This is a genomic window from Agromyces sp. ISL-38, from assembly GCF_018613935.1.
Lineage (GTDB): Bacteria > Actinomycetota > Actinomycetes > Actinomycetales > Microbacteriaceae > Agromyces.
On record NZ_JAGGPF010000003.1, the window covers coordinates 14,197 to 35,524 of the forward strand.

21 protein-coding genes are annotated in these 21,328 nt (G+C 69.5%); 7 read left to right on the forward strand and 14 right to left on the reverse strand.

Features of this window, described 5'->3' with window-relative positions; translation table 11 throughout:
* Positions 1–168: 168 nt before the first annotated feature.
* The 3 genes from J7E25_RS04020 to J7E25_RS04030 all read right to left on the reverse strand — a co-directional run bounded on the left by J7E25_RS04020 (position 169) and on the right by J7E25_RS04030 (position 2,393).
* Entirely contained in the window at positions 169–801 is a 633-nt protein-coding gene (locus J7E25_RS04020) for a CoA transferase subunit B (protein WP_214868209.1), read from the reverse strand.
* Position 802: 1 nt separating this feature from the next.
* Positions 803–1,573, reverse strand: a complete 771-nt coding sequence (locus J7E25_RS04025; protein ID WP_214868211.1) for a CoA transferase subunit A — start codon at positions 1,571–1,573, stop codon at positions 803–805.
* A gap of 73 nt (positions 1,574–1,646) precedes the next feature.
* On the reverse strand, positions 1,647–2,393 hold the full coding sequence (locus J7E25_RS04030; RefSeq protein ID WP_214868213.1) for a 3-hydroxybutyrate dehydrogenase: 747 nt from the start codon (positions 2,391–2,393) through the stop codon (positions 1,647–1,649).
* 213 nt (positions 2,394–2,606) lie between these two features.
* On the opposite strand from J7E25_RS04030, the gene J7E25_RS04035 reads away from it, so the two are divergent.
* The 3 genes from J7E25_RS04035 (at position 2,607) to J7E25_RS04045 (ending at position 6,464) form a co-directional block, all read left to right on the forward strand.
* Positions 2,607–3,791, forward strand: coding sequence for an acetyl-CoA C-acetyltransferase (locus J7E25_RS04035; protein ID WP_214868215.1), 1,185 nt, complete (start codon positions 2,607–2,609; stop codon positions 3,789–3,791).
* An 87-nt stretch (positions 3,792–3,878) separates the two neighbouring features.
* Positions 3,879–5,162 (forward strand): low temperature requirement protein A, encoded by a 1,284-nt coding sequence (locus J7E25_RS04040; RefSeq protein ID WP_251038792.1) that lies wholly within the window; start codon positions 3,879–3,881, stop codon positions 5,160–5,162.
* A 45-nt stretch (positions 5,163–5,207) separates the two neighbouring features.
* Positions 5,208–6,464, forward strand: coding sequence for a low temperature requirement protein A (locus J7E25_RS04045; RefSeq protein ID WP_214868217.1), 1,257 nt, complete (start codon positions 5,208–5,210; stop codon positions 6,462–6,464).
* A 70-nt stretch (positions 6,465–6,534) separates the two neighbouring features.
* Here J7E25_RS04045 and J7E25_RS04050 read toward each other — a convergent pair whose 3' ends face one another.
* The 6 genes from J7E25_RS04050 to J7E25_RS04075 all read right to left on the reverse strand — a co-directional run bounded on the left by J7E25_RS04050 (position 6,535) and on the right by J7E25_RS04075 (position 12,129).
* Positions 6,535–6,840 (reverse strand): SHOCT domain-containing protein, encoded by a 306-nt coding sequence (locus J7E25_RS04050; RefSeq protein ID WP_214868219.1) that lies wholly within the window; start codon positions 6,838–6,840, stop codon positions 6,535–6,537.
* Positions 6,841–7,002: 162 nt separating this feature from the next.
* Positions 7,003–7,665, reverse strand: coding sequence for a response regulator transcription factor (locus J7E25_RS04055; protein WP_214868221.1), 663 nt, complete (start codon positions 7,663–7,665; stop codon positions 7,003–7,005).
* Entirely contained in the window at positions 7,662–8,804 is a 1,143-nt protein-coding gene (locus tag J7E25_RS04060) for a sensor histidine kinase (protein WP_214868223.1), read from the reverse strand. Before J7E25_RS04060 ends, J7E25_RS04055 begins: the two co-directional genes overlap by 4 nt.
* A 101-nt stretch (positions 8,805–8,905) precedes the next feature.
* A complete protein-coding gene (locus J7E25_RS04065; protein WP_214868225.1) occupies positions 8,906–10,231 on the reverse strand; it encodes a site-2 protease family protein in 1,326 nt (441 codons plus the stop codon).
* A gap of 66 nt (positions 10,232–10,297) precedes the next feature.
* Positions 10,298–11,389, reverse strand: coding sequence for a 1-deoxy-D-xylulose-5-phosphate reductoisomerase (gene dxr, locus J7E25_RS04070; protein WP_214868227.1), 1,092 nt, complete (start codon positions 11,387–11,389; stop codon positions 10,298–10,300).
* 101 nt (positions 11,390–11,490) lie between these two features.
* Positions 11,491–12,129 (reverse strand): hypothetical protein, encoded by a 639-nt coding sequence (locus tag J7E25_RS04075; RefSeq protein WP_214868228.1) that lies wholly within the window; start codon positions 12,127–12,129, stop codon positions 11,491–11,493.
* Positions 12,130–12,265: 136 nt separating this feature from the next.
* Here J7E25_RS04075 and J7E25_RS04080 point away from each other — a divergent pair, with 136 nt between their 5' ends.
* Positions 12,266–13,030: a lysophospholipid acyltransferase family protein gene (locus J7E25_RS04080; RefSeq protein ID WP_308164353.1), complete on the forward strand. Its 765-nt coding sequence runs from the start codon at positions 12,266–12,268 to the stop codon at positions 13,028–13,030.
* Between the two features lie 46 nt (positions 13,031–13,076).
* On the forward strand, positions 13,077–14,024 hold the full coding sequence (locus J7E25_RS04085) for a hypothetical protein (protein ID WP_214868230.1): 948 nt from the start codon (positions 13,077–13,079) through the stop codon (positions 14,022–14,024).
* 5 nt (positions 14,025–14,029) lie between these two features.
* Here the strand turns inward: J7E25_RS04085 and J7E25_RS04090 are convergent, their stop codons facing one another.
* Positions 14,030–14,515 carry an OsmC family protein gene (locus J7E25_RS04090; protein WP_214868231.1) on the reverse strand — a complete coding sequence of 162 codons (486 nt, stop codon included), beginning with the start codon at positions 14,513–14,515 and terminating at the stop codon, positions 14,030–14,032.
* Positions 14,516–14,609: 94 nt separating this feature from the next.
* On the opposite strand from J7E25_RS04090, the gene gabT reads away from it, so the two are divergent.
* Complete coding sequence (gene gabT / locus J7E25_RS04095) at positions 14,610–15,986, forward strand: 4-aminobutyrate--2-oxoglutarate transaminase (RefSeq protein WP_214868232.1); 1,377 nt, start codon at positions 14,610–14,612, stop codon at positions 15,984–15,986.
* Between the two features lie 4 nt (positions 15,987–15,990).
* Positions 15,991–16,980 carry an asparaginase gene (locus J7E25_RS04100; RefSeq protein ID WP_214868234.1) on the forward strand — a complete coding sequence of 330 codons (990 nt, stop codon included), beginning with the start codon at positions 15,991–15,993 and terminating at the stop codon, positions 16,978–16,980.
* Positions 16,981–17,032: 52 nt separating this feature from the next.
* On the opposite strand, the gene J7E25_RS04105 is transcribed toward J7E25_RS04100, so the two are convergent.
* From J7E25_RS04105 to J7E25_RS04120, 4 genes are all read right to left on the reverse strand, one after another.
* Positions 17,033–17,815 carry an ABC transporter permease gene (locus J7E25_RS04105; protein WP_251038798.1) on the reverse strand — a complete coding sequence of 261 codons (783 nt, stop codon included), beginning with the start codon at positions 17,813–17,815 and terminating at the stop codon, positions 17,033–17,035.
* 107 nt (positions 17,816–17,922) lie between these two features.
* A complete protein-coding gene (locus tag J7E25_RS04110; protein ID WP_214868236.1) occupies positions 17,923–18,834 on the reverse strand; it encodes an ABC transporter permease in 912 nt (303 codons plus the stop codon).
* Between the two features lie 2 nt (positions 18,835–18,836).
* Positions 18,837–20,036, reverse strand: coding sequence for an ABC transporter ATP-binding protein (locus tag J7E25_RS04115; RefSeq protein WP_214868238.1), 1,200 nt, complete (start codon positions 20,034–20,036; stop codon positions 18,837–18,839).
* Between the two features lie 2 nt (positions 20,037–20,038).
* Positions 20,039–21,223, reverse strand: coding sequence for a spermidine/putrescine ABC transporter substrate-binding protein (locus J7E25_RS04120; RefSeq protein ID WP_214868332.1), 1,185 nt, complete (start codon positions 21,221–21,223; stop codon positions 20,039–20,041).
* Positions 21,224–21,328: the final 105 nt, after the last annotated feature.

Below are 21,328 nucleotides of genomic sequence, written 5' to 3' on the forward strand. Positions count from 1 at the left end.
TGGGCCGACATCCGACCCGGAAGACCAGTCTCCGGCCTGTTTCGAATTGACGGCAGCCCCTCGCATCTCGGCGAGCCTCGCGTTATAGTCCGCCGCGCGTGAGCCCGAAGCCCGCGGTGTCGAACACCGGCGAGTCCCTGCGTCAGCTCACCGACGACGCGGTCCGAATCAGTCGATGATCAGCGGCGGTTCCGTCGCCGCGACGACCTCCTCGACCGTGACGCCGGGCGCGAGTTCGATGAGGCGCAGTCCGTCGGGCGTGACGTCGATCACCGCGAGGTCGGTGATGATGCGGTCGACGACGCCCTTGCCGGTGAGCGGCAGCGAGCACTCGTTCACGATCTTCGGTGATCCGTCTTTCGCGACGTGCTCCATGAGCACGATGCGACGCCGCGCGCCGTGCACGAGATCCATTGCGCCGCCCGGGCCCTTCACCATCTTGCCGGGGATCATCCAGTTGGCCAGGTCGCCCGCTGCCGAGACCTGCATCGCCCCGAGGATGGCCGCGTCGATCTTGCCCCCGCGGATCATGCCGAAGCTCGTGGCCGAGTCGAAGAACGCGGCGCCGGGGAGCACCGTCACGGTCTCCTTGCCGGCGTTGATGAGGTCGGGATCGACCTCGGCCTCGGCCGGGTACGGCCCGACGCCGAGGATGCCGTTCTCGGACTGCAGCAGGATCGTGATGCCCTCGGGCACGTAGTTCGGCACGAGCGTCGGCAGCCCGATGCCGAGGTTGACGTAGGAGCCGTCGGGCAGCTCGCGGGCCGCTCGCGCGGCCATCTCGAATCGCGTGAGTGCCATCTCAGTCCTCCCTGACCGTGCGGCGCTCGATGCGCTTCTCGATGTCGGTGCCGACCACGATGATGCGGTCGACGTAGATGCCGGGCAGGTGCACGGCGTCGGGGTCGAGCTCGCCCACCTCGACGATCTCCTCGACCTGCGCGATGCAGACCCGCCCCGCCATCGCCGCGAGCGGCGAGAAGTTGCGGGCCGACTTGTCGAAGACGAGGTTGCCGTAGCGATCGCCCTTCAGCGCGTGCACGAGCGCGAAGTCGGTGGTGATGGCCTCCTCGAGCACGAATTCGCGAGCGGCACCCGCGAACTCGAACGACTGCACGGGCTTGGCAGCGCTCGCCACGGCGATGGAACCGTCGCCGTTGTACCGCTGCGGCAAGCCGCCCTCAGCGACCTGCGTGCCGACGCCGGTCTGCGTGAAGAACGCCGCGATGCCACTGCCGCCGGCGCGGAGCTTCTCGGCGAGCGTGCCTTGCGGTGTGAGCTCCAGTTCGAGCTCGCCCGAGAGGTACTGCCGCTCGAACTCCTTGTTCTCACCCACGTACGACGAGGTCATCTTCGCGATGCGCCGCTCGGCGAGCAGCACGCCGAGGCCCCAGTCATCGACGCCGCAGTTGTTCGAGACGATCGAGAGGCCGTCGACGCCCGCATCGAGCAGGGCCTGGATGAGCACCATCGGGATGCCGCAGAGGCCGAAGCCGCCGACGGCGAGGCTCGCGCCCGAGGGGATGTCGGAGACCGCTTCTCGAGCGGACCCGACGACTTTGTCGAGTGTCACGATGCACCTTTCTGTGATTCCAGGGCCGCGAGGCGGGAGCGGAACACGGGGATCACGCTACTCGCGTCAAAGCTCATCTCGCGCTCCATCCGCCGTCCATCGTGTAGCTGGCACCGGTCACCATGCGCGCGTCGTCGCCGGCGAGCCAGAGGGCGAGGCTCGCGACCTCGTGCGGCTCAACGAGCCGTGGGATCGCCGATTCGGTCAGCATGATCCTCGGCAGCACCTCCTCCTCGGGGATGCCGTGTGCGCGCGCCTGATCGGCGATCTGGCGCTCGACGAGCGGTGTGCGCACATACCCCGGGTTGATGCAGTTCGACGTGATGCCGCGCTCGCCGCCCTCGAGCGCCGCGACCTTCGAAAGTCCCTCGAGACCGTGCTTGGCGGCGACGTACGCCGACTTGTACGGCGACGCGCGCAGGCCGTGCACGCTCGACACGTTGATGATCCGGCCGAACCCACGTTCGCTCATTCCGGGCAGGACCGCCCGGATGAGCAGGAACGGCGACTCGAGCATGATGCGCAGCATGAGCGCGAACTGCGCCGGCTCGAACTCGACGATGGGCCGTACATGCTGCACGCCGGCGTTGTTGACGAGGATGTCGGTGTCGAGCGCCAGGTCGGCGAGTGCAGCCGTGTCGCCGAGGTCGACTCGCCACGCGGTGCCGCCGATGCGCTGCGCTGCAGCCTCGGCGGCGGCGCCGTCGATGTCGGCGATCGTCACCTCGGCGCCGGCCGCCGCCAGCGCCTCCGCGCACGCGAGTCCGATGCCGCTCGCACCGCCAGTGACGACGGCCCGTCGTCCGGTGAGCTTGGTCATGTTCCTCCTCGTCGAGTCATGCCCCGCCCCCTCGCGCGCAAACCAACCGGAGGGTGCCGGCAGTCCGAGTATGACTGCGCGAATTCGCATCGCAAATGGGGAGAAATGCAGCACGCATCTGCGATTTCGCACAACCCGCTCACCGCCCTCGAACCCCCAACCGGAACATAGACTGGAGGAATCCACTCATCCTCGACGAAGGAGTCACCCGGAATGAGCACCCCCGACGTCGTCATCATCGGCGGAGCGCGCACCCCGTTCGCCCGCATCAGCGGCAACCTCGCGGCGCGCACGGCGGTCGAACTCGGCACCGTTGCGATCCGCGGCGCGCTCGAGAAGGCCGGGGTGTCCCCCGACGACGTCGACGCCGTGCTCATGGGCCAGGTGCTGCAGGCAGGTGCCGGTCAGAACCCCGCAAAGCAGTCCGCCGTCGCCGCCGGCATCCCGTGGCGTGTGCCCGCGACGACGATCAACAAGGTGTGCCTGTCGGGCCTCGTCGCGATCACGGATGCCGCACGCCTCATCCGGCTCGGCGAGGCATCCGTGGTCGTGGCCGGCGGCCAGGAGTCGATGACGAATGCACCGCTGGTGCTCCCAGGCTCCCGCAAGGGCTGGAGCTATGGCAGCGTCGAGCTGCTCGACACCGCCGCCAACGACGGTCTCACCGACGCATTCGACCAGGAGTCGATGGGCGCGTCCACCGAGCGCTTCAACGAACGGTATGGAATGACCCGCTCCGAACAGGACGAGGTCGCGGCCGCCTCCCACGTGCGCGCCGGGCAGGCGCAGGCGTCGGGGATCTTCGCCGACGAGATCGTGCCCGTCGAGATCCCGCAGCGCAAGGGCGACCCGGTCGTCGTCGCCGAAGACCAAGGCGTGCGCCCCGACTCCACCGCCGAGGTGCTCGCGAAGCTCCGGCCCGCGTTCAGCGCCGACGGCACGATCACCGCAGGCAACTCCTCGCCGCTCTCCGATGGCGCCGCAGCAGTCGTCGTCGCGAGCCGGGAGTGGGCCGAGTCGCGGGGACTCGAGTGGCTCGCGATCGTGGGCGCCTCCGGCCAGGTCGCCGGTCCCGACAACTCGCTGCACTCGCAACCGTCGAACGCCATCGCGGCCGCACTCGAGCGAGCCGGCGAATCGGCGGCCGACCTCGACCTCGTCGAGATCAACGAGGCGTTCGCGGCGGTGTCCCTGCAGTCGATGCGCGACCTTGACCTCTCGCACGACATCGTCAACGTGCACGGGGGCGCGATCGCCCTCGGACATCCGATCGGGGCATCCGGTGCTCGGCTCGCCCTGCATGCCGCCCTCGAGCTCAGCCGTCGTGGCGGCGGTCGCGCCGCGGTCGCCCTGTGCGGCGGCGGCGGCCAGGGCGAGGCGCTCCTGCTCTCGCGCTGACGACAGCGACCCTGCGATACGGGGTGTGCGGCACTGTGGCACCATGATTCCACGGCGCCCCACGCGCATCGACCGAAGGGAGGCACGATGAGCGAGAGCCGCATGCCCGACCCGGTCGTCGCGACATCCGAGAGGCGAAGGCTCGACCACCGCCTGCGGCGCATGGCCGGCCGTGACCCGAGCGAGTCGCATCGCTCGGCGACGCCGCTCGAGCTGTTCTTCGATCTCACGTTCGTGGTCGCATTCAGCCAGGCCGGTTCGGAGGCGGCGCACCTGCTCGAGCTCGGGCACTTCGGCCCCGCGCTCCTCGCATTCTGCTACGCGGTCCTCGTGATCTGCTGGGCCTGGATCAACTACTCCTGGCTCGCCTCGGCGTACGACAATGACGACATCTACTTCCGCCTCGCGACGATGGTGCAGATGCTCGGGGTACTCGTGCTCGCGCTCGGCCTGCCGCCACTCTTCCAGTCGATCGATGAGGGGGCGTACATCGACAACTCCCTCGTGGTCGCCGGCTACGTGATCATGCGCATCTCGACGGTCGCCCTGTGGCTCCGCGCCGCACGGCACAACCCGGTGCACCGTCGTTCCGCGCTCACGTACGCGACGCTCGTCTCGATCGCGCAGGTCGGCTGGGTCACAACCATCTTCGTCGATCTGGATATTTCGGCCTGGCTCGCGATCACCTTGGTCCTCTTTCTCTTCGAGTCCACGATCCCGGTGATTGCGGAGCGCAAGGACGGCGGCACTCCATGGCACGGCCACCACATCGCCGAGCGCTACGGCCTGCTCACGATCATCACGCTGGGTGAGGTGGTGCTCGGCACGATCCTCGCGATCTCCGCGGTCGTCGAAGAGCAGGGCTGGACGCTCGAGGCCGCCCTCGTCGCGTTCGGCGGCACCACGCTCGCCTTCGCGCTGTGGTGGGTGTACTTCATCCTGCCCTCCGGCGAAGTGCTCGCGAAGTTCCGGTCGCGGAGCTTCGTGTGGGGCTACGGTCACATTCTCGTGTTCGGGTCCCTCGCCGCGACCGGCGCCGGCCTGCACGTGGCGGCGTTCGAGATCCGGGGCGTCGCCCACATCGGCGAGGTACCTGCGCTCCTCACGGTCGTGATCCCCGTCGGAGTCTTCTCGCTCGCACTGTTCACGCTGTACACCCTGCTGCTGCGGGCGTTGGACGCATTCCTCGTCTGGCTCTTGATCGGCAGCATGGTCGTGCTCGTGCTCGCCGTGATCGCGGTCGCGGCAGGGGCGAGCATGGGCGTCGGAATCCTGGTCACGGCGTGCTCTCCCATCGTCGCGGTCGTCTGCTTCGAGACGATCGGCCATCGACGCCAGGCGGCCCAGCTGGAGCGGATCCTCGCGCACTGATCGCTGCGGACGCGAGCGGGGCCGGGACGTGGGATGATGCGGCGCATGACGTCTTCGACGCATCCGCCGCTCGACCATCGCCTGCGCCGCATGGCGGGGCGCGACCCGAACGAGCCGCACCGCGCGGCGACGCCGCTCGAGCTGCTCTTCGACCTGACGTTCGTGGTCGCGTTCAGCCAGGCCGGCGCGCAGACCGCCCACCTGCTCGAGCTCGGTCATTGGGGTCCGGCGATCGGCGGATTCTGCTTCGCGATCTTTGCGATCTGGTGGGCGTGGATCAACTACTCCTGGCTCGCCTCGGCCTACGACAACGACGACATCTTCTTCCGGGTCGCGACGATGGTGGAGATGCTCGGTGTCCTCGTGCTCGCGCTCGGCCTGCCCACCCTGTTCCATTCGCTCGACGAGGGCGAGCACATCGACATCGGCGTCGTGGTCGCGGGCTACGTCGTGATGCGCGTCGCGTCGATCGCACTGTGGCTCCGAGCCGCGAAGCACGATCCCGCGCGCCGGCGGACGGCGCTCACCTACGCGGCTGTCGTCGCGATCGCGCAGGTGGGCTGGGTTGCGCTCATCTTCGTCGACCTGCCGCTCGTCGCCACGATCGCGCCGATGGTGTTCCTCGTCTTGATCGAGCTCGCGGGTCCGTACATCGCCGAGCACGGGAAGGACGGCGGCACCCCGTGGCACGCTCACCACATCGCCGAGCGCTACGGCCTCCTCGTCATCATCACGCTCGGCGAGATCGTGCTCGGCACGATCCTCGCGCTCTCGGCGGTCATCGAGGAGCAGGGCTGGTCGGTCGAGACCGGGCTCGTCGCCCTCGGCGGCACGGCGCTCGCGTTCGGGCTGTGGTGGGTGTACTTCACGATGCCGTCGGGCAAGGTGCTCGCGCGCTTCCGCGAACGCGGCTTCACGTGGGGCTACGGGCACTACTTCATCTTCGTCGCCCTCGCGGCGACGGGCGCCGGCCTGCACGTCGCTGCGTTCGTGATCGAAGGGGTCGCCCACATCGGCATCGTCCAAGCCCTGCTCACGGTCGTGATTCCGGTGGGGCTGTTCATGGTCGCGCTGTTCACGATCTACTCGCTCCTGCTGCGGCAGTTCGACCCGTTCCACCTCTGGCTCTTCGCGGGCAGCATCCTGGCCCTCGTCCTCGCGGTTGCCGCCGTGGCGGCCGGAGCGAGCTTCGGGGTCGGCATCCTGCTCACGGCGCTCTCACCCCTGGTGGTCATCGTCGGCTACGAGACCATCGGCCACCGGCACCAGGCCGCCGCGCTCGAGCGCGCACTGGCGTCCTGAGTCGCTGCCGCAGCATCCGCCGACGACGAAATGGGCGGATGCCGCTGCATCCGCCCACGTCACGTGCCGCCTAGGCGTTCGGCCGATTCGAGCGCAGCACCTCGAGACGTGCGCGGTACTCGGTCTCGTCGATGTCGCCCTTCGCGAAGCGCTCGGAGAGCGTCGACTCGGCGCTCGCCCCGCGCATCCACGGCGGGCCGTAGCCCTCGGGGCCGCCCTGCATCATCCAGGCGCGGCGCCGACGGGTGAATGCGAAGATGAGCAGCCCGATGACGAGGATCCAGAAGATCGGAATGAGGAAGAAGACCCATCCGAGGCCGGCCGCCCAGGGGCCGGCGTGGGTGACCACCGCGGTGGTGGCGAGGGTGGCGAGCATGTGAGTTTCCCTTGATCGTGCGGCCCCGGATCGAGCCGTCGATGAGAGTCTCGCCGGGTCGCGGCATCCGCGAATCCCACCGGCGGAGTCACTTGCCGTGCTCCCCGGGGAGCAGTCGGCGGCTCTCGACCTGCGCCTCGAGCGGTGCGACGTCGCGGAGCGTTACTGCCAGCCTGGCGCGACGAGCCCCGACTCGTAGGCGACGACGACGAGGTGCACGCGATCGCGCGCATGCAGCTTGGCCATGATGCGCGAGACGTGCGTCTTCGAGGTGAGCGGGCTCAGCACGAGCCGCGTCGCGATCTCGTCGTTCGTGAGGCCGAGGCCCACGAGCCGGAGCACCTCGCGCTCCCGGTCGGTGAGCGCGGCGAGGCGCTGCTCGTCGGGTGCGTCGCGCAGGCCGATCGCCATCCGCTCGAGCAGGCGCTTCGTCACGCCGGGCGAGAGCAGCGCATCGCCGCCCGCGACGACGCGAACGGCGCGGATCAGGTCGACCGGCTCGGTGTCCTTCACGAGGAAGCCCGCCGCGCCCGCACGCACGGCGCGGGCGACGTACTCGTCGAGTTCGAAGGTCGTGACGATCACGACGTGTACGCCGGCGAGCGCGGGGTCGGCCGCGATCTGCTCCGTCGCCCAGAGGCCGTCGCCGCCCGGCATCCGGATGTCCATGAGCACGACGTCGACGGGCTCGCGGCGAACGAGGGCGAGCAGCTCCTCACCACCGGATGCCTCGCCGACGACGACGACGTCGTCCTCCGCCTCGAGGAGGGCACGGAAGCCCGCCCGCACGAGGTGCTGGTCGTCGGCGAGCGCGACGCGGATCATGCGATTCCTCCCCAGGGCAGGTGCGCGGTGACCCTCGTGCCACCCATGGGCGACGCGCCGATCTCGACGGAGCCGCCGAGGAGCGCGGCCCGCTCGCGCATGCCGAGGATGCCGCTGCCCTCGCGGTCGTCGAAGCCCGCGCCGTCGTCGTCGATCGTGAGCACGAGCTCGTCGCCCGTCCGATCGAGCGTCACGATCGCCCGAGCGGCGCCGGCGTGCCGCACGACGTTCGTGAGCGCCTCCTGCGCGATCCGATAGGCGGCGAACTGCACCGCTCGCCGCGGGGGCGCCTCGAGCCGGTCGACGAGCTCCGCCTCGAGCGCCGGCGAGCGCACACCCGCGATGAGACGAGGCAGCTCGGCGAGCTCGGCTTGCGGGGCGAGTGGGGCCTCCCCGTCGCGGATGACGCCGAGCACGCTGCGCACCTCGTCGAGCGCGGTCTTCGAGGTCTCCTTGATGCTGCCGAGCGCCGTGCGCGCCTGCTCGGGATCGCGGTCCATGAGATGCAGGCCCACGCTCGCCTGCACGTTGATCTGCGACAGCGCGTGCCCGATCACGTCGTGCAGCTCGCGGGCGATGCGCACACGCTCGCGTTGCTCCGCGGCCTGTCGGCGGCGCTGCGCTTCAGCGCGGAACTCGGCGAATCGCGCCCTGCGCGTGCGCACGAACCAGCCGATGCCGAAGCTCGCGGCGAGTGCGAGCGTCGCCAGGGCGATGCGGAACGGATGCCACGTCGCGCCGACCACGGCGCCGAGCGAGAGCGCGGCGGCCCACGCGATCACGACCGATGCGGCGGCCCAGACCACGGCACCGCGCGCGACGGCGAGCACGATCGCGAACACGAGCGCCACGTACGGCGGACCGACGTCGGGAGTGAGCAGCAGGTCGGCGAGCGCCGCGGCCGCGACCACGGCGACGGTCGGCCCCGGGAAGCGGCGCGACGCGAGGAGCGCGATCGGGCCGAGTGCCGCGAGCCCGATGTGCAGAGCCGCAGCGCGCCAGCCCACATGGGTCCAGATCGCGATGCCGATGGCCGCCGGCACCTGCACGAGGAGGCTGACGATGACGGGCGCGAACAGCACGAAGCCGGGCGGCGGCCGGAATCGCTCGGGGCGTCCGTCCCACTGGGGCACGGGCATTCCTCGATCGTAGCCCTGCGCCCGCGTGCGCGGATCGGCCCGCCGGATGCTCACCGGCTACTCCCTCGGGAGTAGCGCATCAGTCGAGCATCACGAGCGCATCAGAACAGCGCGACCGGCTTCACGATGTCGGCGTAGATGAGGAGCGCGCTCATGCCGCCGAGGATCACGACGACCGCGAGCGTGAGCGGCATGAGCTTGGCCATGTCGACGGGCCCGGGGTCGGGTCGGCGGAACAGCTTGGCGAACGTGCGGCGGATGCCCTCCCACAGGGCGCCGGCGACGTGCCCGCCGTCGAGCGGCAGCAGCGGGATGAGATTGAAGACGAACAGCGCGATGTTCAGCGAGCCGAGGATCCCCACGAGGCCTGCGGCTTTCGACGCGAGCGGGATCTCGTCGAGGCTCGCGATCTCGCCGGCGACCCGGCCGACCCCGACGACGCTCATCGGCCCGTTCGGGTCGCGCTCCTCGGGCCCGAAGGCTGCGTTCGCGACGTCGACGATGCGCTGAGGCAGGTTCAGGATGATGCCGGTGACACCGGCGATGTTCTCGCCGACGGCCGGCAGCACCGCGGTCACCGGCTGGTGCACGGTCTCTGTGGCCGCCCCGATGCCGACGAAGCCCGCTTCGACTGTGACCGGGTCGCCCGCGGCATCCGTCATGACACGGCCCTGCTCGTCGGTCGCGTAGCGCTCGCTCAGCATCGGCGTGACGGTGAGGGTGACCTCGGAGCCGTCGCGTTCGACGACGAACTCGAGGGGCTCGTCGGGGTGCTCGCGGATGATCGCCGTCGACTGCACCCAGTTGTCGATGGGCGTGCCGTCGACCGACACGATGCGGTCGCCCGGTTCGATGCCGGCCGCCGCGCCGGGAGCCGCCGGATCGCCGGGCTCGCAGGTCTGCCGCTCGCTCGTGGCGGGGAGTGCGCACGCCGACACCGATCCCACGGTCGTCGAGGCCTGCGCGACGCCGAAGCCCATGAGGATCACCCCGAAGAGCAGCACGGCGAGCACGAGGTTCATGAACGGGCCGCCGAGCATGACGATGATGCGCTTCCACACGGGCAGCAGGTAGAAGGCCCGGTGCTCGTCGCCGGCCGTGATCGACTCGGTGCTCGAGTCACGCGCATCTTGCACGAGTCCGCGGAGGAACCCGGTGCTGTCGGCGCCCGCGCGCTCGCCCTTGGCGGGCGGGAACATGCCGATCATCGAGATGTACCCGCCGAGCGGGATGGCCTTCACGCCGTACTCGGTCTCGCCCTTGTGCTTCGACCAGAGCGTCGGCCCGAAGCCGATCATGTACTGCGTCACCTTCACGCCGAAGAGCTTCGCGGGCACGAGGTGCCCGATTTCGTGCAAGCCGATCGAGACGGCGAGGCCGATCACGATGATGACGACGCCGATCACGAACGCGAGCACGGAATCCACCCAGCCAGCGTAGTGCCGGAGCCTCCGCGTGCGCTGTCGGTCGGCTGTGAACGACGGATGCCGCGCTCAGCGCGCCGTACGGGCGATCCGCTCATTCGCGACCCGGCGGGCGCGCAGCTCGGCGTCGGCGAGCGAGGCGACCGAGAGCTCCGACCCGGATGCCTCGTGCGACTCGACGACCGCACGCACCGTGTCGACGATATCGAGGAACCCGATGCGACCCGCGTGGAACGCCGTGACCGCCTCCTCGTTCGCCGCGTTGAACACCCCGGGGTACTCGCCGCCGGCGCGCCCGACCTGCTTTGCGAGTGCCACGGCCGGGAATGCCTCGGCGTCGAGCGGCTCGAAGGTCCAGCTCGTCGCGGTGGTCCAATCGAGCGGCCTGCCTGCGGCGGCGACCCGGTGCGGCCAGTCGAGCCCCAGCGAGATGGGCAGGCGCATGTCGGGCGGCGACGCCTGCGCGATCGTCGACCCGTCGATGAACTCGACCATCGAGTGCACGATCGACTGCGGGTGCACCACGACGTCGATACGGTCGTACTCGACGTCGAAGAGCAGGTGCGCCTCGATCACCTCGAGACCCTTGTTCACGAGCGTCGCGGAGTTCGTCGTGACGACGAGGCCCATGTCCCACGTCGGATGGGCGAGCGCCTCCGCCGGGGTGACGTCGGCGAGCTCCGCCCGGGCGCGGCCGCGGAACGGGCCGCCCGAGGCGGTGAGCACGATCCGGCGCACCTCGTCGTCGGTTCCCGATCGCAGGGCTTGCGCGATCGCGGAGTGCTCCGAGTCGACGGGCACGATCTGCCGCGGCTGCGCGAGGCGGGTCACGAGGTCGCCGCCGACGATGAGCGATTCCTTGTTGGCGAGGGCGAGCGTCGCGCCCCGCTCGAGCGCGGCGATCGTGGGAGCGAGTCCGACCGACCCCGTGATGCCGTTCAGCACCACGTCGGCGTGGACGTCACGCACGAGCTGGACGGCTTCTTCGACGCCGACCGCGGTGTGCTCGACGTTGAACTCCGCGGCTTGCGCCTCGAGCAATGCCCGGTTCGATCCGACGGCGAGGCCGACGACGTCGAATCGCCGTGGGTTCGCCCTGATGACCTCGAGAGCCTGGGTGCCGATCGAGCCGGACGAGCCGAGGATGATGACGCTGCGCACGCCTCCACTGTAGGCCGGTGGCCCCGGTGGTTGAGTAGCCAGCGAAGCAGGCGTATCGAAACCACCACGCCCTCGCCCCCGCCGGGGGCCGGCCCCTCGCGTCAGCCCAGCGTCGCGACGGATGCCGCGCGGTTGCCGGGCACGGGCACGTCGTGGAACCGCACCTCGCGCCATCCCCCGCCGAACTCGGGCACGCTCCGCACGATGCGCCCGACGCCGCCGTCGTCGCCGGGGATCGAGAGCTCGAGCCGTGCCGGCTCGATGAAGTCGGTGTGGCCGACCGCGCGGAGCAGTGCGGTCTTGCGGGCCCACAGCGTTGCCCGTACGAGCGCGCGGCGCGCGGGATCGAGCTCGTCGAGCGCTTCGCGCTCATTCGCATGGAATGCCGCCTCATCGATGACGGCACCGGCGTCGAGCGCCGCCGTCTCGATGCCGACGCCGAGCGGATGCCGCGTGGCTGCCGCCGCGACGACCGCGTCGCCGGCGATCGCGACATCGGCGAACCACTGCGCGCCCGACGGCGTCGCCGGATACGCCACGTGCGGGCGGCCGTGCCGCGCCCCGCACTCCGCGCAGGCGTGCACGAGCTCGACGTCGTCGGCCGGGACGCCCGCCGATCTCGCGAGGAGACCGCGAAGCACTCCGTCGGCGCCAGGCGTGCGCCGGCCACCGGCGAGCACGAGTACGTGCGCACCGGAGCCCTCGAGCTCGAGGAGCTCGCCGTCGGCCGTGACATCCATGGTCCTATCCTCGCGTACCTGCGCCATCGCGCGATGGAATTGCTCATGTGCGCACCACGGAGGCCCGCCCCGTCACGAGTGCGCGTCGGACGGCATATTCCCCTCGGCGCATGCCTCCGCCCGTAGGGTCGGAAGGGTGACTGAGATCGAAGCCGAGACCGCCGCCGCCGCGCCCGCGGTCCGGCAGGGCCCGCTCTATCGCATCGTGCGCGGCGTGCTCCGGCCGCTCGTCCGCACCGTCTACCGGCCCACGATCACGGGCGCCGAGCACGTGCCGATGCGCGGCCCCGTGATCCTCGCGAGCAACCATCTCTCGTTCGTCGACAGCATCGTGATCCCGCTTGCATCGCCTCGGCCGGTGCAGTTCCTCGCGAAGTCGCACTACTTCACCGGCTCCGGAGTGAAGGGCGCGATCTCGCGCACGTTCTTCGGGGCGATCGGTGCCGTCAGCGTCGAGCGCGGTGCCGGCGCCCAAGCGCAGGCGGCGCTCGACCAGGGGCGGCGCATCCTCGACGCCGGCAACGCCTTCGCCCTCTACCCCGAAGGCACGCGCTCACTCGACGGGCGTCTTTACCGCGGCCGCACCGGCGTGGCCTGGCTCGCGCTCACGACCGGCGCGATCGTCGTGCCCGTCGGCCTCATCGGCACCGAGGAGATCCAGCCCGTCGGAGCCAAGCTGCCGCGAGTGCGTCCCGTCACCGTTCGCTTCGGCGAACCGCTCGACCTGAGACGGCACGGCAACGCGACCTCGGGTCGCGCCCGCCGCGCCGCCACGGACGAGGTCATGGCCGCGATCCACGCCCTCAGCGGGCAGGAACTCGCCGCATGCTACAACGAGACGCCGCCGCAAGGAACCTTCGCGAGGATCGCCGACCGCGTGGCGCCGCGCGAGCGCATCTGACGTGATTCCCAGCCGCGACTCGATGCGGGCGGGTATCGTCGCTTCGATGAGCATCGCGAAGGCTGCAGCCCGCATCGCCGCCGCGTCGCTCGTGGTCGTCGCGCTGGCCGCGTGCACCTCGCCGGGCAACGCACCACGGATCGCGACCTCGTCGCCGAGTGCGAGCGCGATCGACCTGCCCGTCCCGCCCGCGTCGCAATTCGACCCGGGCTACATCGTGAGCGACGACGCGTTCTACGACAGCAGCGCGCTCAGCGAACGCGAGATCCAGTCGTTCCTCGAACAGGTCAACTGCCGGCCGGAACCCGGTGTGAAGTGCCTCGCCGACTTCCAGCAGAGCACGGTCACGCAGTCCGCCGCCGGACCCGGGCACTGCGCCGAGTACCGCGGCGGCATCCGCGAGCGCGCGAGCCGCATCATCGCCAAGGTCGCCGAGGCGTGCGGCGTGAGCCCGCGCACGCTGCTCGTGCTCCTCCAGAAGGAGCAGTCCCTGCTCACCCGGCCGACCGCCTCGGGGTACTTGAGGGCCACCGGCTACGGCTGCCCCGACACCGCCGATTGCGACGCGAAGTACTTCGGCTTCTTCAACCAGGTGTACAACGCGGCGTGGCAGTTCCGGCAGTACACGGAGAAGCCCGTCCGCAAGTTCCAGGTCGGCACGGTCGACGTGCAGTTCAATCCCGATGCCGCGTGCGGTGCATCATCGGTGACCATCCGCAACCAGGCCACCGCGAACCTCTACAACTACACGCCGTATCAGCCCAACGACGCGACGCTCGACGATCCTCGAGGGGGCGACGCGTGCTCGGCGTTCGGCAACCTCAACTTCTGGCGCATCTGGCATCGGTGGTTCGGCGATCCCGAGGCCGAGCGCTTCCCGGCGTTCTTCCCGCCCTGCACGAGGCTCGTGGGCGGCCACACGTGTCCGGCGCCGGTGCCCACGCTGCCGGCACTGCCCGCACTCGACAGCCGGCCTGCAGTGGAGCGCCGCTGACCTGCTCAGGCACGCACCGGTGTCACGACCACGACGGGCTCGTGGTGCACCGGGAACGCCACGGAGGCCGCGATGAAGCACTTCTCGGTTGCCTCGGCGTGAATCCGCTGGGCCACCTCGACCATCGTCTCGTCGGCCACGACGACGTGCGGGTGCAGGGTCACCTCGGTGAAGACCCCGCCGCCGCGTCCGTCTTCGACCATCGTGCCGCTCGGGGCATCCGTGTATCCGTGCACGATCACGCCGTGCTGGGTCGCGACGTGCAGGTACGAGAGCATGTGGCACTGGCTGAGCGCCGCGATCATCAGCTCCTCGGGGTTCCAGCGCTCGGGGTCGCCATGGAACACCCGGTCGCTGGACCCGTCGATGTCGTGCGACTTGCCGGCCGCCCGCACGACGTGCTGGCGGCTGTACGCGCGGTACCCCGAGGTTCCCTCGCCGCGATCGCCCTGCCATTCGACCTCGACCGAGTAGTGGTGTTCGCCGAGCATGTGGCCTCCGATCGATTGCGAGTGGGCTGCATCCGATTCTGCCCCTTGGGCGGCCGCGGCGCAGCACGAGCGGCGGCGATAGGGTGGGAGAACCATGACTGACACCCAGATATCCGCGCAGACCGCGCCCGCGCCGGTGTACTCCGTGCCGCAGGAGCGCAAGGTGGTGACCGCGATTCCCGGTCCCAAGTCCGAGCAGCTGCACGCCAGGCGCGCGAAGGTCGTCTCGGCCGGCGTGTCCTCGGCCCTGCCCGTCTACATCGAGCGCGCGAACGGCGCGATCCTCGTCGATGTCGATGGCAACCGGTTCGTCGACTTCGGCGCCGGCATCGGCGTGACGACCGTCGGGCACACCGAGGAACGCGTGGTCGCTGCGGCGGCGAGCCAGCTGCAAGACGTGATCCACACCCTCTTCACGATCACCCCCTACGAGGAGTACGTGCGCGTCGCCGAGCTCCTCGCCGAGCACACGCCCGGCACTTGGGAGAAGAAGTCGGTGCTCGTCAACTCCGGCGCCGAGGCGGTCGAGAACGGCGTGAAGATCGCCCGCAAGTTCACCGGCCGGCGAGCCGTCGCGGTGCTCGACCACGCATACCACGGACGTACGAACCTCACGATGGCGATGAACTACAAGGCGCACCCGTACGCGACCGGCTACGGCCCGCTCGCCGGCGACGTCTATCACGCTCCGAGCTCCTATCCCTATCGCGACGGATTGAGCGGTGCGGATGCCGCGGCGCACACGATCGCCTACCTCGAGAAGGTCATCGGCGCGACCGACCTCGCCTGCCTCGTGGTCGAACCCATCCAGGGCGAGGGCGGCTTCATGGTGCCGGCCGACGGCTATCTGCAGATCCTGCAGCGGTGGTGCACCGAGCACGGCGTCGTGATGATCGCCGACGAGATCCAGAGCGGCATGGCCCGCACCGGCCACTACTACGCGAGCGAGCACTTCGGCTGGGAGCCCGACCTCGTGCTCTCGGCGAAGGGCATCGCCGGCGGCCTCCCGCTCGCCGCGGTCACGGGTCGCGCCGAGATCATGGACGCCTCACAGCCGGGCGGACTCGGCGGCACCTTCGGCGGCAATCCCGTCGCGTGCGCCGCGGCGATCGCGGTGTTCGAGGCGATCGAGGAGAACCACCTCCTCGACGCCGCCATGCGCATCGAAGCCACCCTGAAGGCCGGACTCGCGCGGCTGCAGCAGCGGTACGACATCATCGGCGACATCCGCGGCAAGGGCGCGATGGTCGCCATCGAGCTCGTTCAGCCCGGCACCGCCGCGACCACGAAGACCCCGAACCCCGAAGCCGTCACCGCGATCGTCGCCTACGCGGCGCAGCACGGCGTGCTGTTCCTGAACGCGGGCACGTGGGGCAATGTACTGCGCTTCCTGCCCAGCCTCGCCGTGAGCGATGCCCTGATCGAAGACGGCCTCAGCGTGCTCGACGACGCCCTCGCCTCGCTCGGGTAGCGCGGTGCCAGGCACGTTCAGCATCACTGACTCCGTCGAACTCGCTGTGGTCGAACGAGGTGGTTTCATCGAGTCCCGTCACGCCGGCTCTGCCGTTGTGCTCTCCCCCGACGGCGAGGTCGTGCGCGCGCTCGGCGACGTGCGATCGCCGATCTTCCCGCGTTCCTGCCTGAAGCCGTTCCAAGCGGTCGCCGTGATGACCTCCGGGGTCAACCTCCGGGGTGAAGACGCGGCCATCTCGACGGCGAGCCACTCGGGCACGGCGGCGCACGTCTCCCTCGTGCGCGGGCTCCTCGACCGCGCGTCGCTGCCGGTCTCGGCGCTCGGCTGCCCGCCCGCGGCGCCGTCCGACCAGGCCGCTCGCGATCAGCTCGTGCGTTCGGGCGGCCCGCGCGAGCGCGTCTACATGAACTGCTCGGGCAAGCACGCCGCCATGCTCCTCGCATGCGTCGCGAACGAGTGGCCGCTCGAGGGCTACCTCGACCCCGAGCATCCGCTCCAGAAGCGCATCCTCGACGTCATCGAACGGTTCACGGGCGAACGCCCCGCCGCCACCGCGGTCGACGGCTGTGGCTCGCCGGTGCACGCCATCACCCTCAACGCGCTGGCACGCGGCATCCAGAAGATCACCACCGCCGCGACGGCATCGCCATTCGCGCTCTACCGCGAGGCGGCCGCGCTCACCGAGGCGGCTCGAGCGAATCCGTGGGCGGTCGGCGGCCCCGGCCAGCCCGACACGATCGCGATGGAGCGCCTCGGCGTGTTCGCGAAGATCGGCGCAGAGGGCATCATGGTGATGACCGCGCCGAACGGCACGACGACGGCGCTCAAGGTGCTCGACGGCTCGTCGCGGGCTTCGACGATCATCGCGCTCCGTCTGCTCGCCGAAGCCGGCGCGGTCGAGCACGACGCGGTCGACGCGGTGCAGACCGAGCTCGACCTGTGGGTCATGGGTGGCGAGCGTCGGGTCGGGCAGATCCGCGCCAAGTTCTGACGGCAGCTCGGCGGATGCCGCCGCGCACCTGGTGGTGCGGCGGCATCCGTCGTCAGCCGAGCTTCGCGAGCCGCTTCGCGCGCGCCGTGCGCGAGACCTGCGCCGCGATCACGAGCACGAGGGCGAACATGAACACCGCCGACGCTATGACGTTGGCTTCGGCTGGGATGCCGCGCGACGCCGAGATGTACACGTACTTCGGGAACGTCGACACCGATCCCGAGTTGAAGTTCGTGATGATGAAGTCGTCGAAGCTCAGCGCGAACGAGAGCAGCGCCGCAGCGAGGATGCCGGGAGTGAGCAGGGGGAACGTGACGCGCCAGAACACCTGCGCCGGCGAACCGTAGAGGTCGCGGCCCGCTTCCTCGAGCGCCGGATCGAGACTCGAGATTCGCGCCTTGACCGTGACCACGACGAAGCTGATGCAGAACATCGTGTGCGCCAGGATGATCGTCGTCATGTCCTTCGGCACGCCGACGGCGAGGAACTGCGCGGCGAGCCCCGCGCCCAGCACGACCTCCGGCGTCGCCATCGGGAGGAACAGCAGCAGGCTTATCGCCGACCGCGCGCGGAAGCGATAGCGCACGAGTGCGAGGGCGATCATCGTGCCGAGCGTGGTGGCGATGACCGTCGCGGCGACACCGATCACGATGCTGTTGCCGAACGCCTGGCAGACGGCACCGCCTTCGACGTTGCAGACGTTCAGCCACTTGTCGAAGGTGAACCCGCGCCAGGAGATGTTCGACTTGAGCGAGTCGTTGAACGAGAACACGAACGTGTACACGATGGGAATCAGCAGGAACACGAACGCGATGATCGTGTAGGCCGGGAGCAGCCAGTCGCCGAGTCCGACCCGCCGTCGCCGCGGCGTGCGGCGCCCCGGGTCGCGGGCCTCGCTCTCGGCCAGCTCGCCGAGGACCGCCGCCGCCTGGACTTCGCCGCTCACAGGAGCTCCTCTGTTCCGGATCGCTTCACGTACACCCCGACGAGCACGAGGATCACGGCCATGAGGATGATCGAGAGCGCCGCGGCTGCCGGATAGTTCAGGAGCACGAGGAAGTTCGCCTCGATCACGTTGCCCATCATCTGGGTCTCGGTGCCGCCGAGGAAGTCCCGGCTCGCATTGATGTAGTCGCCGGCGGCCGGGATGAAGGTGAGCAGGGTGCCGGCGACGATGCCGGGCATCGACAGCGGGATCGTCACCTTGCGGAAGACCGTGAACGGACTCGCATAGAGGTCGCTGCCGGCCTCGAGGAAACGCGTGTCGAGCCGCTCGAGCGTCGTGTAGAGCGGGAGCGTCATGAACGGGATGAAGTTGTAGGTCAGACCGAAGATGACGGCGAAGGGGGTGCCCGTGAAGTGCGCGTCGGGCGCCATGAGCGACAGTGCCTTCAGCGAGGTGATGACGAACGACTCGTCGGACAGGAGCTGCTTCCACGCGAGGGTGCGCAGCAGGAAGCTGATGAAGAACGGGGCGATCACGAGCACGAGCATGAGCCCCTGCAGCATCGGCCGGCGCCTCGCCTTCACCCCGATGAAGTATGCGAGCGGATAGCTGATGATGAGCGCCAGCACCGTGGAGGCGAGGGCATATCCGAAGGAGCGCAGGATGTGCGGCAGGTAGCCCTGGATGACCGCCGTGTAGTTCTGCCAGTTGAACGCGTAGTCGAACTGGCCGATGTCGCCGAACTCGCGCGGCGCCTGCAGCGAGGTCAGCAGCAGCGAGATGAGCGGCGCGAGGAAGAAGAGCACGAGATAGGCGATGCCGGGCAGGAGCAGGAAGAGCGCGATGCGGCTCTTCCGCTTCGGTGCCTGCGTCTGCGCCTCCGCGGTCGCGAATGCTGCGAAGGCCATGGTCAGCGCTCCTCGAGCTCCGCGACGAGCGCCTCGCGACGGTGCACGGCGATCGTCTCGGTGTCGTCGTCGGCAGCGAAGCGCGGCGCCGATTCGGCGTCGTCGTCGAGACCGAATCCGTGCGCGACATCCCAGCTCACCCACACCTCGGCCCCTTCGGCCGCGACGGGACCCGAGCCGATGTTCTGGGCGAACACCGTGAGGGTGCCCACGCCCGGTACGGTCACGAGGTACTGCGTGCTCACGCCCGAGAACGAGACGTCGATCACGTGACCGGGTCCGAGCAGGTTGCGCTGCGCGGACTCGCGGGGCGCCTCGCGATGCAGGGCCACCTTCTCGGGGCGAACGCCGATCGTGACCCTGCCCTGGTGACGCCTCGCACGCTCGGTCGGCACCACGATGCGCGCTCCGGCCGCGTCGACCGTGATCGCCGTGTTCGTGGAGCCGACGACATCGCCGGAGAAGAGGTTGGACTGGCCGAGGAAGTTCGCCACGAACACCGTCCGCGGTGACTCGTAGAGCTCGGCCGGCGGCCCCATCTGCTCGATCGCACCCTTGTTCATCACCGCGACGCTGTCGGCCATGGTCATGGCCTCCTCCTGGTCGTGGGTCACGTGCAGGAAGGTGAGTCCCACCTCTTCCTGGATGGTCTTCAGCTCGAGCTGCATCTGGCGGCGCAGCTTCAGGTCGAGCGCGCCGAGCGGCTCATCGAGCAGAAGGAGCGCAGGGCGGTTCACGATCGCGCGAGCGAGCGCGACACGCTGCTGCTGGCCGCCCGAGAGTTGCTGGGGCCTGCGTTGCGCGAGGTGGTCGAGTTCGACGAGCCGGAGCGCCTCGTGGGCCCGCCCCGCGGCATCCGCTATGCGTCGTCGTTTGAGCCCGAACGAGACGTTCTCGATGATCGACATGTGCGGGAAGAGCGCATAGCTCTGGAACACAGTGTTGACGGGTCGCTCGTGGGCCTTCGTGTCGGTGACGTCGGCACCGCCGATGAGGATGCGGCCCTGCGTCGGCTCCTCGAGGCCGGCGACGAGCCGGAGTGTCGTCGTCTTACCGCAGCCCGAGGGCCCCAGCAGTGCGAAGAACGATCCGGCCGGGATGGTGAGGTCGAGCCGTTCGATGGCCGTGAATCCCGGGAACCGCTTCTGGATGCCCACGAGCTCGAGGTCGGCGCCCTGTTCGGCGAACGCTCCTGCCGACATGCTCACGAGCCCAGCAGGATGCTCTGGAACTCCGCCTGGTACTTCTGCTCCTCGGCTCCGTCGAGTGCGCGGAACACGTAGGCGTTCGAGAGCGTCTCCTCGTCGGGGAAGATGAGCTGGTTCTCGGCCAGTTCGGGATCGATCGCGGCAGCGGCCTCCTTGGCGCCGACGACCGGCGTGATGAAGTTCACCCACGCGGCGACTTCGGCGGCGACCTCGGGCTCGTAGTAGTAGTTCATGAGCGCCTCGGCATTGGCCTTGCGGGGGGAGCCGATCGGCACGAGGAAGTTGTCGTTCCAGAGCGTGCCGCCTGCGGTCGGGATGGCGAACTCCCACTTGTCGCCCGCCTCGGCGTTGATGACGGTGATGTCCCCCGACCAGCAGATCGCCGCGAGGGTGTCTTCGCTCTTCAGGTCTTCGAGGTAGGAGTTGCCCTTGATGTTGCGAATCTGGCCGTCTGCGACCTGCTGGCGCAGGAGCTCGATCGCCTCGGAGTACTCGTCGTCGCCCCACTTCCCCGAGATGTCGACGCCGTTCTCGAGCATGATGAGCCCCACGGTGTCGCGCATCTCGGAGAGCACACCGACGCGACCTTTGAGGTCGGCCTGCCAGAGGTCGGACACCGACGCGAGCCCGCCGGGCACGGCCTCCTTGTTCCAGCAGATGCCGGCGAAGCCGCCCTGCCACGGGAGCGAGAACTTGCGCCCTTCATCGAAGTCGACGTCGCGGAGCGAAGGCGTGAGGTTCGCGATGTTCGGGATGTTGCCGTGGTCGAACTCCTGGGCGTAGCCGAACCGGATCCACCGGGCGATCATCCAGTCGGTCAGACAGACCAGGTCGGCTCCGATGTCCTGACCGAGCGCGAGCTGGTCTTTCACCTTGCCGTAGTAGGTGTTGTTGTCGTCGACGGCGACCTCGTAGTCGACCGCGATGCCGCTCTCCTTCTGGAAGGCTTCGAGCGTCGGGTAGTTGCCGTCGTCATCTTCGTCGATGTACGCGGCCCAGTTCGCCCAGTTGAGGGACTTGTCGGTGGCCGATTCGTCGGCGGCAGGCGTGGGCTTGCCCTGTGCGCCGGCTGGGGAGCACGCCGCGAGTGCGAGCGCCGACGCACCGGCACCGGCGCCGGTGAGGAGCGTGCGACGGTTCAACTGCGCCTGGCGCGCCTGGGTGATGATGGCGCGGACCATCGGGTCCTGGGGAAGGGGCCGTGTGGTCACGGGTACTCCTATCGGTTCGCAAGCTCATGCATGGTGGGAAGATACTGCCACACTGCACGACCAGTTACACGCGAT